General features: G+C 64.6%; 15 protein-coding genes and 2 pseudogenes. 14 read left to right on the forward strand and 3 right to left on the reverse strand.

Annotated elements, in window-relative coordinates; all coding sequences use genetic code 11:
- The first annotated feature begins 47 nt into the window (after window positions 1–47).
- The 8 genes and pseudogenes from M8231_RS13675 to M8231_RS13710 all read left to right on the forward strand — a co-directional run bounded on the left by M8231_RS13675 (window position 48) and on the right by M8231_RS13710 (window position 5,739).
- Window positions 48–287, forward strand: coding sequence for a ParD-like family protein (locus M8231_RS13675; protein WP_430641131.1), 240 nt, complete (start codon window positions 48–50; stop codon window positions 285–287).
- The gene (gene map / locus M8231_RS13680) at window positions 284–1,081 is read left to right on the forward strand and encodes a type I methionyl aminopeptidase (protein ID WP_249749503.1); all 798 of its coding nucleotides are present in this window, start codon (window positions 284–286) and stop codon (window positions 1,079–1,081) included. The genes M8231_RS13675 and map overlap by 4 nt, the downstream gene beginning before the upstream one ends.
- Before the next feature lie 63 nt (window positions 1,082–1,144).
- Window positions 1,145–2,038, forward strand: a complete 894-nt coding sequence (locus M8231_RS13685; RefSeq protein WP_250201719.1) for a thioredoxin family protein — start codon at window positions 1,145–1,147, stop codon at window positions 2,036–2,038.
- A 46-nt stretch (window positions 2,039–2,084) separates the two neighbouring features.
- Window positions 2,085–2,744 (forward strand): LON peptidase substrate-binding domain-containing protein, encoded by a 660-nt coding sequence (locus M8231_RS13690; protein WP_249749502.1) that lies wholly within the window; start codon window positions 2,085–2,087, stop codon window positions 2,742–2,744.
- A gap of 89 nt (window positions 2,745–2,833) precedes the next feature.
- Window positions 2,834–3,028: a Trm112 family protein gene (locus tag M8231_RS13695; protein WP_249749501.1), complete on the forward strand. Its 195-nt coding sequence runs from the start codon at window positions 2,834–2,836 to the stop codon at window positions 3,026–3,028.
- Between the two features lie 119 nt (window positions 3,029–3,147).
- A complete protein-coding gene (gene gshB / locus M8231_RS13700; protein ID WP_250201720.1) occupies window positions 3,148–4,092 on the forward strand; it encodes a glutathione synthase in 945 nt (314 codons plus the stop codon).
- Window positions 4,093–4,160: 68 nt separating this feature from the next.
- A pseudogene (locus M8231_RS13705) lies at window positions 4,161–4,754 on the forward strand (magnesium chelatase domain-containing protein); the annotation flags it as partial.
- A gap of 511 nt (window positions 4,755–5,265) precedes the next feature.
- Window positions 5,266–5,739, forward strand: coding sequence for a hypothetical protein (locus M8231_RS13710; protein ID WP_250201721.1), 474 nt, complete (start codon window positions 5,266–5,268; stop codon window positions 5,737–5,739).
- Window positions 5,740–5,772: 33 nt separating this feature from the next.
- Here M8231_RS13710 and M8231_RS13715 read toward each other — a convergent pair whose 3' ends face one another.
- Window positions 5,773–6,087: a hypothetical protein gene (locus M8231_RS13715; protein WP_250201722.1), complete on the reverse strand. Its 315-nt coding sequence runs from the start codon at window positions 6,085–6,087 to the stop codon at window positions 5,773–5,775.
- Between the two features lie 516 nt (window positions 6,088–6,603).
- On the opposite strand from M8231_RS13715, the gene M8231_RS13720 reads away from it, so the two are divergent.
- Window positions 6,604–7,164: a hypothetical protein gene (locus M8231_RS13720; protein ID WP_250201723.1), complete on the forward strand. Its 561-nt coding sequence runs from the start codon at window positions 6,604–6,606 to the stop codon at window positions 7,162–7,164.
- Window positions 7,165–7,179: 15 nt separating this feature from the next.
- On the opposite strand, the gene M8231_RS13725 is transcribed toward M8231_RS13720, so the two are convergent.
- Window positions 7,180–7,827, reverse strand: a complete 648-nt coding sequence (locus M8231_RS13725) for a hypothetical protein (RefSeq protein ID WP_250201724.1) — start codon at window positions 7,825–7,827, stop codon at window positions 7,180–7,182.
- Between the two features lie 48 nt (window positions 7,828–7,875).
- Window positions 7,876–8,199, reverse strand: a complete 324-nt coding sequence (locus tag M8231_RS13730) for a DUF6471 domain-containing protein (RefSeq protein ID WP_250201725.1) — start codon at window positions 8,197–8,199, stop codon at window positions 7,876–7,878.
- A 112-nt stretch (window positions 8,200–8,311) separates the two neighbouring features.
- Here M8231_RS13730 and M8231_RS13735 point away from each other — a divergent pair, with 112 nt between their 5' ends.
- The 5 genes and pseudogenes from M8231_RS13735 to M8231_RS13755 form a co-directional block, all read left to right on the forward strand.
- A complete protein-coding gene (locus tag M8231_RS13735; protein ID WP_250201726.1) occupies window positions 8,312–9,385 on the forward strand; it encodes an IS1595 family transposase in 1,074 nt (357 codons plus the stop codon).
- Window positions 9,386–9,623: 238 nt separating this feature from the next.
- Complete coding sequence (locus tag M8231_RS13740) at window positions 9,624–9,875, forward strand: hypothetical protein (protein WP_250201727.1); 252 nt, start codon at window positions 9,624–9,626, stop codon at window positions 9,873–9,875.
- A 474-nt stretch (window positions 9,876–10,349) separates the two neighbouring features.
- Window positions 10,350–10,532: a YjzC family protein gene (locus tag M8231_RS13745; protein ID WP_250201728.1), complete on the forward strand. Its 183-nt coding sequence runs from the start codon at window positions 10,350–10,352 to the stop codon at window positions 10,530–10,532.
- A gap of 590 nt (window positions 10,533–11,122) precedes the next feature.
- On the forward strand, window positions 11,123–11,890 hold the full coding sequence (locus M8231_RS13750) for a hypothetical protein (protein ID WP_250201729.1): 768 nt from the start codon (window positions 11,123–11,125) through the stop codon (window positions 11,888–11,890).
- 137 nt (window positions 11,891–12,027) lie between these two features.
- Window positions 12,028–12,735 (forward strand): annotated as a pseudogene (locus tag M8231_RS13755) (ATP-binding protein); the annotation flags it as partial.
- Window positions 12,736–12,763: the final 28 nt, after the last annotated feature.

Here is a 12,763-nt window from a genome sequence, read left to right on the forward strand (position 1 = left end):
GCGAGTTCCCGCGAGGCGACGCTTGCCTCACGATATGCGAAAGATATATGCATCATATGCAAATCATAGAGGTGCGGCGCCGGATGGGCATCGTCAACATCGAGGACGAACTTCACGAGCAGCTGCGGCGCGCCAGCAAGGCGTCGTGCCGGTCGATCAACGGCCAGGCGGCCTATTGGATCAGGCTGGGAATGCTGGCCGAACTGAACCCCGGGCTCAGCGTTCAGGAGCTGACGGCCCGCGAGCTGAAGGCCGCGGGGGTCGAAACGCCCGGCCTGGCCGCGTGACCAAGACGCCCGAGGAAATCGCCCTGATGGCCGAGGCCGGCCGGCTGCTGGCCTCGGTCTTCACCCATCTGGACGGGCTGGCGCTGCAAGGCATGAGCACGCTGGAGATCAACGACCGCGTCGAGGCCTTCATCGTCGACGAACTCAAGGCGCGGCCGGCCAGCAAGGGTCAGTACGGCTACGGCTTCGTGCTGAACAGCTCGCGCAACCAGGTGGTCTGTCATGGCGTGCCGTCGTCGGACGATGTGCTGGCCGACGGCGACATCGTCAACCTGGACATCACCCTGGAGAAGAACGGCTTCATCGCCGATTCCAGCAAGACCTACCTGGTCGGCGCCGTTCCGGCGGCGGCGCGGCGACTGGCGCGCACCACCTATCAGGCGATGTGGAAGGGCATCGACGCCGTGCGCCCCGGCGCGCGCCTGGGCGATATCGGCCATGCGATAGAGAGCCACGCCCGGCGGGCCGGCTATTCGGTGGTGCGCGACTACTGCGGCCACGGCATCGGCCGCGAGATGCACGAGGATCCCCAGGTGCTGCATTTCGGCCGGCCGGGCACGGGCCTGACCCTGCGCGAAGGGATGGTCTTCACCATAGAGCCGATGCTGAACCAGGGCGGCCGGGCGGTCAGAACCCTGGACGACGGCTGGACCGTCGTGACGGCGGACGGCCGGCTGTCGGCCCAGTTCGAGCACACGGTGGCGGTGACCAAGGGCGGGGCGCGCGTCCTGACCCTGCGCCCGGAAGAGGCGTCGCGCGCGCGGCAGGACGGCCCCGGTCAATTCGCCGCTTGATGGGAAGGCATCCGGACGCCATCTGGACCGTTACGATCCTTCGAGCCGATGACGGACCCGACCATGACCTTCGCCGATCCCACATTGTCCGACGACCTGATCAAGGAGGGCACCGACGCCTCCTTCATGACCGACGTGGTCGAGGCGTCCAGGACCCAGCCGGTGATCGTGGACTTCTGGGCCACCTGGTGCGGCCCGTGCCGCACCCTGGGCCCGGCGCTCGAAAAGGCCGTGCGCGCCGCCAAGGGCGCGGTGAAGATGGTCAAGATCGACGTCGACGCCAATCCGGCCTATGCGGGCCAGTTGCGGGTCCAGTCGATCCCCACGGTCTACGCCTTCGTCAACGGCCAGCCGGTCGACGGCTTCCAGGGCGCTATTCCCGACAGCCAGATCAAGGCCTTCATCGACAAGCTGACCGGCGGCCAGGGGGGTTCGACCGAGACCGCGCAACTGCTGGAGCTGGGCGAGGAATCGCTGTCGCTGAACGACATGGGCGGCGCGGCTCAGGCCTTCGCCCACGTCCTGTCGATCGAGCCCGAGAACGAAAAGGCCATCGCCGGCATGGCGCGGGTCTATCTGGCCGGCGGCGACCGCGAGCAGGCGCTTCAGACCATCGCCATGGCGCCGCAGGACTCCAAGGAGCCGGCGGTCCAGAGCGTGCGCGCCCAGCTGGCGCTGTCGGCCAACGCCCCGGCGGGCGGTTCGGCCGAGCTGGAAGCCAAGGTGGCGGCCGATCCGAACGACTGCCAGGCCCGCTTCGACTTGGCCGAGGCCCAGAGCGCCGCGGGCGACTTCAAGGGCGCGGTCGACAATCTGCTGCACATCGTCAAGGCGGATCGCGAATGGAACGACCAGGCGGCCAGAAAGCAGCTTCTGACCATCTTCGAGGCGGCCGGCCTGACTTCCGACGTCTCTCGCGACGGGCGGCGCCGGTTGTCGTCCATACTGTTTTCCTGATCGGGTTTCGCACGGCCGCGCACGATAGGGCCATACGGGAGTGAAGATGCCGCAAGGCTATGTCAGGGCGCTGGACCTTCCCCAGGTCATCCCGGTGTTTCCGCTGTCGGGGGCCGTGGTGCTGCCGCGCGGCCAGCTGCCGCTCAACATCTTCGAGCCGCGCTATCTGAACATGGTCGACGACGCCATGGCCGGCGACCGGATCATCGGCATGGTCCAGCCCCAGGGCGGATCGGCGACCCTGCCGGGCCTTTCGCCGGTGGGATGCGCCGGCCGGATCACCAGCTTCGCCGAGACCTCGGACGGGCGCTATCTGATCACCTTGACCGGGGTGTCGCGCTTCCGCATTGCGGCGGAACTGCCGGTCAAGACGCCCTATCGCCAGGTGCGCGCGGCGTTCGAGGCGTACGACGCCGACCTGATCGCGCCGCTGGAGACCGCCGAGTTCGACCGCGAGGCCTTCCTGGACGCCCTGCGCGGCTATCTGACCAACCGGTCGCTGGACATCGACTGGGACACCGCCGAGGGCGCGCCCATGGAGGCGCTGGTCAACAGCCTGGCCATGGCCCTGCCGTTCGAACCGCCCGAGAAACAAGCCCTGCTGGAATGCCTGACCCTGTCCGACCGCGCCGACGCCCTGACCGCCCTGATGCGGATCGACGCCGCCGACGGCGGCGAGGACGGCCCGCCGCATTCGATGCAGTGACGCCTCCCATTCCTCAGACTTGGCTCGCCGCCTGACGCTGGCCTACAACCCGGCCTCAAGTAGTGCGAAGCACGATAGGCCCACCAACAATGAGCGACGCCTTCAACACCCCCGTCTCGGTCGACCCTCGCCTTCTGGAGGTGCTGGTCTGCCCCGTCACGCGCGGCCGCCTGACCTATGATCGCGAAGCGGGCGAACTGGTCTCGGCCGGCGCCAAGCTGGCCTATCCGATCCGCGAGGGCGTGCCGATCATGCTGCCCGAGGAAGCGCGACAGCTGGACTGACTATTCCGCTCATGGATGAGCGGCAGGAGGGGTTGCGCCAGCTTTGCCGCGCCCCCATTCCGTAATGCCCGGCCTCAAGTAGCGCGAAGCGCGATAGGCCTGAAAAGGAAAGACCCGCGATGCTGAAGGTCGCCATCCAGATGGACCCGATCGAGGCCGTCAACATCGCCTCGGACACCACCTTCCTGATGGCCATGACGGGCCAGGAGCGGGGCCACCGCCTGTGGGTCTATGACTTCCGCACCCTGGCGCTGGAAGAGGGCCGGCTGTATTGCCGCGCCCGCGCGGTGACCCTGCGCCGGACCGTCGGCGACCACGTGACCTTCGGCGACTGGGAACGGCTGGACCTGGGCCGGGACGTGGACGTGATCCTGATGCGCCAGGACCCGCCCTTCGACATGGCCTATGTCACCGCCACCTATCTGCTGGAGACGGTTCACCCCCACACCCTGGTTGTGAACGATCCGGCCGAGGTCCGTTCTGCGCCGGAGAAGCTGCTGGTCACGCGCTTTCCCGACCTGACCCCGCCCACCCTGGTCAGCAGCGACCCCGTCGCCCTGGTCGCCTTCCACGAGAAGCACGGCGACGTGGTGCTGAAACCCCTGCACGGCGCGGCCGGATCGGGCGTGGTGCGGCTGAAGGCGGGCGATCCGAACCTGGAGGCCCTGATCGAGATCCACGCCACGGGCAGCCGCGATCCGCTGGTGATCCAGAAATTCCTTCCCGCCGTCTCGGCCGGGGACAAGCGCATCCTGCTGGTCGACGGCGAGCCCGTCGGGGCCATCAACCGCATCCCGGCCAAGGATCAGGTCCGCTCCAACCTGCGCGTCGGGGGCACGGCGGCCCCGGTCGAGCTGACCGCCCGCGACAAGGAAATCTGCGCCGCTATCGGCCCGACGCTGAAGGCGCGCGGCCTGATCTTCGTCGGCATCGACGTGATCGGCGACTGGCTGACCGAGATCAACGTCACCTCCCCCACCGGGGCCCAGCAGCTGAAGAATTTCACCGGCGTCGACGCCACGGCGGCGATGTGGGACGTGATCGAGAGGAAGCGCGCCGCCTGAGTTGTTGCGGCACCACTTGCGCTAGATCGAAGTTCATGGTTCGTTCCTGCTGAACGCAGGAGAACGCCATGGTCGCGCGGGTCGTCACGGTCGCCTTCGACGGGGTCGAGGCCCGGCGCGTGGATGTCGAGGTCCAGTTGGTCGGCAATGACGGGCCGACGGTGTTCAACATCGTCGGCCTGCCGGACAAGGCGGTGGCCGAGAGCCGCGAACGGGTGCGCGGGGCCTTCGCCGGGATCGGCCTGGCCCTGCCGGCCAGGCGCATCATCGCCAATCTGGCGCCGGCGGACCTTCCGAAGGAGGGCAGCCATTTCGACCTTCCCATCGCCCTGGCCCTGATGGCGGCCATGGGGGTGATCGCGCCCGACGCCCTGGACGGCTGGGCCGCCATCGGCGAACTGGGGCTGGACGGCCAGATCGCGCGGGTCGGCGGCGCCCTGCCCGCCGCCGTGGCGGCCGACGCCCTGGGCCTGGGCCTGATCTGCCCGGAGGCGACGGGGCCGGAAGCGGCCTGGGCGGGCGGCGCTCGCATCCTGGCGCCGCGCTCGCTGATCGGCCTGGTCAACCATTTCAAGGGCGTCCAGGTGCTGCGCGCGCCCGAGCCCGGCCCCCTGGCGGGCGGCGGCGCCGCGCCCGACCTGCGCGAGGTCAAGGGCCAGGAAGCCGACCCTGCAGTGGGAAGGACGAAACGGCGTCTCGCTCATTGGCGTGGACTGCCACACCACCTTTCATGTCCCTGGCGCCCAAGACGCAATCTGCGCGGCGTGGTTCGAGCGGCAGCGCGACAGGCTGGACGCTCACTTCGCCAAACGGTTGGCCGCAGCGTGCGACACCGGGAGCATCAGCGCATGACCGAGGACGAGTGGTGGGATGAGTTCGAGGCCGAACGCCTCGACGATCCCGATGAAGTGGACGAGCATCCTGACGAAATGATCTGGACCCAGATCGAGAGCGACGGGCTGATCCAATATGTGCCCGGCTGTCGCTCTGTTGGCGACGGATACTATCTGGCTTCAAAACCGTGGGGACCGGAACATGCCGACTTGGTGATCACCGTGGATGACGATCACCTCCGCGCGATGGGCTACCGGTAGCTTTAAGGCCGGCCGAAGTCTCGACGCTGCCCGACAATCTTCTAATCCCGCACACCGAGCTTGGCCGTAAATCTGGCCAGTGGCGCGCGGCTATTCCAAAGGCAAAAACGCCATGACGACGTCATCCCGCGTAAACCTAAACGAAGGGATCACTGACCCGACGAAGGAGCGGTGGCTGACCTTTCAAGACGTCCAAAACCGGTTCCCCTCCGACCAGCCGTGGAGACCACCGACCAATCACGGTCCATCTGGGTTTGTCAGTGGAGCGGACGAGGCATCCAACCTCATCAACGGGCTTACCTTGTTGGCGGCACCCCAGCCGCTGTCTTTCGATAGCCGTCTTACAGTTCGTTATGTCGGACGCGCCGTGAGCGATGACGGGTGCTTCTTCTTGGTCTTTCTGTTTGAGGGGGGCAGTTTCGACGTCCTCGTTTGGGTCGAGGATGATGAACATAGGGCGAAACTGCTCTGGCGGGGCGATCAGGACGACTTCCTTCGCTCAGAGCTTATGATGCGGATGTTCGAGGGCAGGACGCTCGAACATCTGCGATGATGGGCGGGCCGGCTAAAGGTGCCGACCGTGCCGTCAGTCCCAATCCAACGTCTTCGAGAAGTGTCTGTAGCTCCTCCAAGGGGAGCCTCCGGCACCGTCGTTCTGGCGGGGGATGCCGAGGCGATCACACTTCGCCTCGGCTTCTTCGTAGACCGAGATCGGCGCGGGATCGTTCCGGGGGCCGTGGATCAGCCATAGCATCCAACCCGCTCCGGCCGTAAGTTGACGGAATTCCAGCAACGCCTGGTCCTTGAACTCGGCTATGGCGAATCGGCCGGCTGCGACCTGATCCAGCTTGCTGGCGAGGCAGTTCCTATATCGTCTTGCCGCATCGAGATATTCCCGCATGCTCGTGAATGGGCGTAGCTCGACATCGCCGGCCGGGACCGGATTCGCAGGGAGGCGATCAGCCCGCCTGATGAACCGGTGTAGCAGTCGCGGAAGGGAGCCGGTCCCCGACATGTTGGCGATAGCCAGAGCTATCGCCTCATCGTCGGCTTTCGAACAAACGCCCTGAACGAACTCTATGGCCGCGTTGAAGCGCACGGCCTCAGCCGGTGTGTCGAGGCGTGAAAGGGTGTTCGCGTGCCTCCACCGAGGGTCGAGGCTGGAGAGTATGTCCAGCTTTCGCAGGGTGATCCGCCCAGAGTCCCGCAGCGCGCCAATGCTCCGAGGCTCTCCACTGGCCACCAAGTCGCGCAGCGCGATGTAGCTCTGCGGCCTCGGCAGTGGCCATTCTCCAACTCTTTCCAGCAACCCTCGAAAGCCTTGAGGCACCTCCGCTACAACGCGGAGAGCAAGCTGTTCTTCGTTCTGGCGGCCTTCAACACGTCTGGACAGCCGATCAACATCGGGACCGAGGACGTGCGCATCTACGTCGATGGCGGCGCCCCGGTGCGCGTGCAGGACTTCAACTACCTCCGGCAGGAATCCAGACGCGAGGCCGAGCGCGCGATGACCGCCGCGTGGATCAGCGCGGGCATCGAAGGATACCTCGCCTATCAGAACGCCAAGGACCATCCTCGTCGGACAGAGATCGCCTTCCGTCGCGCTTCCGGGGAGTTCTACCTGTCCAGCACCTTGATCGAACGAGGCCTGCGCCAAGCCATCTCGGATTGGGGCCGGCGTGTCTTGCAGACGACGACCGTCGATCCGGGGACGGCGACGGCCGGCTTCATCTACGCCGATCAGCTTCTGGTCCCCTCAGGGGTGGTTCGCACAATTCTGGTGGACGTGAACTTCGGCGGTAGCCCGTATCAGTTCACCATCGACCTCGCCTCGTCGGATTCGTCTGCCGAGGTGCCGACGAACATCCCTGCGGTCCCCGCCCAACGGATGCAGGCCATGCAGCGGACGGCCGAGACCTATCACTGGACCGACGGTCCGCCGCCTTCCAAGGCCGACGGCATTACCGTCATCGAGTAGGGACAGGCGCCAGATTTAGGCGAACCTGACGGAAGGGGATAAGCCCTTTTCTTTGACGCCACTCAATCCCACTGCGATCACATGCCCCGCCCCGCTGATCTCCCAGGGATCAAGGGTCCAGCCGGTCGCCATCAACGCAGCAGCCGCCAAGTTGATCGCCGGCTCGTCCGGCACATCGCTAGGCGCCAGCAGATCGCGCGCCTGAAACGCCGCCAGGGCCAGCGAGGCGTCGTCCATGTGGGTGACGGCCTTGGCGTGGCCGGAGACGAAAGCCTCCCACACAAATAGGCCCTTGCCCCGCTCTTGGAATGCGATCGGACTGGTGGTCGCCAATCGATGATTGGTGTTCCGAGCGATCTGAGAAAAACACCACGGCATGAGGCCCAGCGCGGCGCCGAGAGCCCCGCAGCCGGCGCCGGCGGACCACGCTCGATTGAACGTGATCTCAGCGCCCAGCCGGCGGCTCGTGATCCGCTTCAGGTCTTCACGGCGGGGCGTCCAAATCGGAGCCTCAAACCCGAGCGCGACGGGTACGCCCTGATTGAGCGCGTCCGCCACATCATGCAGAGCGGCGTCTAAGTCCTGACCTGTGCCGGACCGGCCGTTTGAAGAGGCCCAGCCGATTTTCTCGGGGCCGCCGACGTCGATTGCCACAATAAGCATAACTTAGCCCTCGTCCGTTTCGGCCAGCGCCAAACCAGCGGTAGAGCCCTACGCGCTGAGCACATCCGAGACTGAGTCGTAGGCGTGGGAGAAGTCCAAAGACTTCACCTCCATCATCATCATAACCGAAAAGAACCAAGCCGCAGAGAAGGAACCGCGTGACAGCTTGTTGCGCAGGTTTCGCTCGTTTTCCTCGATGCCGAAGTCCCACATCAGGGCAGCCAGGGACTCATAGGTAAGTCGGCGCTTCGCCATCTCAGCCCGGAGCAGGGCTTTGGCGACCGCCGCGCCCTGCGCCTCCAAATCGGCTGCATTTTTCTTGGAATCGAAATCGTCAGCGAGCGTCTCGTCTTCAGGAATCGATCCAGGCATCACCAATCTCCGCAGCAAACGTCATCATAATTGGTGACGTTTGGGTTGACAACGTCGCGAATTTCCGTGCAAACGACACCACATATGATGTCATTCGCACGGAAAGGACGATTTGAGTCAGCATTTTCTCCTCTCAGCAAAGGCGCGGTCGATCTCCGTCCGCGACATCGCCCGCCTGGGCGAGGAGGAGGCGTATGCGATGTTCAAGTCGATCCGGTTTGCCGAGAGCGATGGGGAGCCGAAATGCCCACGCTGCGGAGTCGTCGCCGCCTACGAGTATCGCGCCCGCCGGCTGTTCAAATGCCAGGGCTGCGACAAGCAGTTCACTGTTACGTCGGGAACGGTCTTCCGCAGCCGGAAGATGTCCTTCGCCGACATCATGCTGGCCGTGGTGCTGTTCGTGAACGGCGTGAACGGCTACGCCGCCCTGCGGCTCAGCCGTGACCTCGGCTGCTCCTACAAGACCGCCTTCGTCCTGCACAAGAAACTGTCGCGCGTGATGGCCTCCATGCAGGCTGAAACCGTCTTGACCGGAGAGGTGGACATCGACGGCCTCTACGACGGTGGTTCCGTGCGCCAGGAAAACCTCGTTAAGGATCGAAAGAGGGATGGCCGTAAGCAGTTCAATACGAAGCGACATACGATCGTGACCGCGCGTGAACGTCGGATCGGAGGGCGTTCCCGCGCCTGGGTAGTGCCGACAGAGAAGGATGCCGACCCCCACATAAAACGGACGGTGAACCCGGCGGCTCATGTCGTGACCGACGAGTCCCCGGCGTACTCGCGCTACTTCATGCACTTCGCCGAACACTCGACGGTCAATCACAGCGTCGGCCTGATGGTGGATGGTGTTCACACCAATCTGGTTGAGGCGCAGCACAGTCGCATTCGGCGCGCTACGCGGGGGGTCTACCTGCGTACCAGCGGCAATCATGCTCAGCGGTTCGCCGATGAACTGTCCTGGCGCGACGACTTTCGCCGGCTGGATAATGGTCAGCAGTTCCGCATGATCATGAAGCGCGCCCTCGACCTGCGTCCTGACGCTGAACTCGTAGGATATTGGCAGAAACGGCCCGAATGGCTGCGTTCGATAAACCGTCGACGCGGACTAAGGGCGCTGACGCTGAAGCGTAAGGGACGGCCGACGGCGCCCATTTCGGCCTACTCACAAGCCGCCACCGCATAGGGCGCCCTTCGATCTCCAGAACGGCGCCATCCTTGACCCGCTCCTTCATGGACGTTCTGACGGCGTTGTCCAGTTTGCCCATCGCGCCGTTATCGTCGACATCAACTTCCATCGCGCCTGCGATTGCCTTGGTGATTTCGCGGGTCGTCATCGGCTCCTCGGATCGACGAAGGGCCTGAAAGCTGGCCTTGGCGATGGAGCCCTTCCGGCGCGTCCTGCGCGGATATAGGGGCGTCAGGTGGTGGGGCGTCCACTCCGGATCGACCTGGAGACGAAGCAGGTAGTCCAAGCGCTCCATCTTCTCGCGCAGGACCTGCTTGCGGGCCTGGATACGCCGATCAGCTTCAGCATGGGCTTTCAGGCCGACAGTTCGCTCGGCAGGCTCCTCGGCTCGCTCGTACTCACCCAAGGCGAGGCTGTAGTCGCGTTCGAGTGCGACGCGGATTTCGTGGCGGCTGGACATGGCCGCAAGCTGCCGGAGCAAGCGTAGCCATATCCTCTATATTCTTGCTGAACGGGAAATTCCCGCTCGCTGGGCGGGCGGACTCCCACTCAAGCTGCGAATCAGCCAAACTGATTGAGGCTGGACGACACATCGGTGGTTAACAATTCTTCCACCACAACATGTTGTGGGTAAGTCCGTCTAATTCGCTAGACTCGCTACAAAAGGCGCCGTAGCTGAGTCTTATTGAACACAGATTCGCCAAGGGAGGCGCTGGGAACGAACTAAGAACGATTGTTTTGGTGGGGACCTGCAAGGGCAGGGGGATGCCGAAACGGCTGAGAGGAGCGGCGGGCCAAAGTTTCTGAGGCCGAGGACCGACCGCCCCCCTCTCGACAGCACCGAGATACGACGCTGTGCGAATCAGATTGCCCGCGCGTCTTTAGCACGCAAGCCGATCTATCCACAGCGTCTCCTTTTCGATGTGAATCCCGTGGAGGGATTCATCAGGAGACCCTACCCATGGCCAATCACAAGCCTGGATCGAGCACTGGCCGCAACGGCGGCATCTTCCAAGAAATCGGCCCGCGTGGCGGCGCCCGGCCCAATTACACGACCGTGCCGGACAACCACCGCCTGCCCCCGACGACGTCGCCGGGCGCGACGTGGAAGCCGACTCATCGCACCCCCAATAGCGACCGCTGACGGGGGCGACGATGGTGGAAGTTCCGCAACGTCCGATCATTCCGTCGGTCCCCACACGCCCGGTGGGACCTTCCTTTCCGACCCGGCCTAGCGTGCCGCCCAGCTTTCCAGGGCGCCCCGTACTTCCCACGCGCCGGTAATGCCTTTCGGTGACTCGCTTAGGCGGGTCGCCGACTACTCCATTCGCGCGGGATGCCCGCCAAGGAAAAACAATGCGATACTACGTCAACACCAATGCTCAATCGAAGGGGGACAACGAGGTCCACACTTCGTCGTGCAACTATCTCCCCGGTGAAATCAATAGACGCTATCTGGGTGACTTCACCAACTGCGTCCCTGCTGTGGCCGAAGCCCGCCGCTACTATCGCCGGGCCAACGGTTGCTACTGGTGCTCGCGCGTCTGCCATACCTCGTGATGCTGTGGCGTAAAGCCGCCTCCCAGCGCCTCGCTCGCTATTGCTCATCCTACTTGACGGCGCGAACCCGGTTCGCGCCGCCACTTTCTAAGTGAGATTCGTATGTTCCTCGCGAATCCGTGGCTGTTCGAATAGGCACCTTCTGCGTCTCCAACGCCGGTGGTATCCAAAGGCATGTCCTATCTCGACCCTGAAACATCTAAGAAACTGGTCCCCATCGGTCGCTTCATGGGGGAGCATTTCACCGGCGGCAATTGGACTGAACTGGGTTTCCTGACCGGATGTGACAGTATCGTGCAAAACCACCCTCGACTTCTCCGCAGCCTGAGTTTCGGTGATGACGATTACCCGGAAGCTTGTCTGGCGGTGGTGGGCAGTATGGTTCGAAACGATCCTGACAACCTTAAGCTGATCGAAGACTACATCATCGAGCATTTCAGCGAGAGCGGCCCAAATATCTCTACGATCCCTGGCCTCGGTCCTACAATCCGTTTCTCACCGACCGTGTTTAAGGTTCCGACCCACCCGCAGGACGCTAAGTTGGTCGCGGTCATGATGCCGTTCGGGCCATCTTTCGCCGGAGTCTATGAAGCAATCAAAAGCGCGTGCAGTCAGACCCAATGGTTCTACGCGCAACGCGCCGATGACATCTGGAAAGACACGACCATTATCCAAGACGTGTTCGACCTGATTTTTCGAAGCCAGATCGTGGTGTGCGACTACACTGGTCGAAATCCGAATGTCTTCTACGAAGCCGGAATTGCGCACACACTCGGCAAGACGGTGATCCCAATCACGCAGAATAGTGCCGACGTGCCTTCCGACGTAATGCACCATCGCTATCTGACCTACCTCAACAATGGTGAGGGCCTGAACCATCTGACGCTGACCCTAGCGCAACGGTTGAGAACTCTAGACCCGACCTTGGCTCAGTTCGCTTAAAGGACGACGCCGAGCCTAGGGCTCGGTCGGTCTCCATGCGTTCGCTAAGCGGTTAAGTTCGGATCGGCTACCGACCCGCGCATTCTACGCCCCACGGCGGCACTCGCGCGGCTAGGTGTGTTTGCGCCATAACAGCGGAATATTCGGCCCAGGCGCTGGATTCCCTGCGTCAGCCGCTTGAGACGGGCGAGATCGTGGTGGCGCGGGCCAACGCCCACGTCCGCTACCCGGCGCGGTTCCAGCTGGTGGCGGCGATGAATCCCTGCCGGTGCGGCCTGGGCGGCGCCGGGCGCGGGGCGTGCGGCAAGGCCCCGCGCTGCCAGCGCGACTATCAGAACCGCATCTCCGGCCCGATGTTCGACCGCATCGACCTGACGGTGGAGACCCCGCCTGTCACCGCCGCCGACATGGCCCTGCCGCCCCCGGCCGAAGGCACGGCGGAGGCCAGGGCCCGCGTCGCCGCCGCCCGCGCGGCGCAGGAGGATCGGGCGCGCCAGGCCGGCCTCGATCCGGACCAGGGCCTGAACGCGCGCGCCGGCGGCGAGACCCTGGATCGGTTCGCCGCACCGGACGAGGCGGGGCGCGCCCTGCTGATGCGGGCGGGCGAGGCGGGCGGCCTGACGGCGCGCGGCTGGACCCGGACCCTGCGCCTGGCGCGCACCATCGCCGACCTGGACGGCGCCACGGGCGTCCTGCGCCGCCACATCGCCGAGGCGCTGATCTATCGCCGCGCCACGGCGGGCGCCCAGGCCGACTTCGACCGAAGCACGATGCATCGCGGCGACGCGCCGCCCTTCGGCCTGCGCGAGGACGGCGCGGCCCAGGCGCCGTTCCTGCCCTCCTGAAGAGGGGACGGGATTTTAACGCCTTGCG

Source organism: Brevundimonas albigilva (genome assembly GCF_023573565.1).
GTDB classification, from domain to species: domain Bacteria; phylum Pseudomonadota; class Alphaproteobacteria; order Caulobacterales; family Caulobacteraceae; genus Brevundimonas; species Brevundimonas albigilva.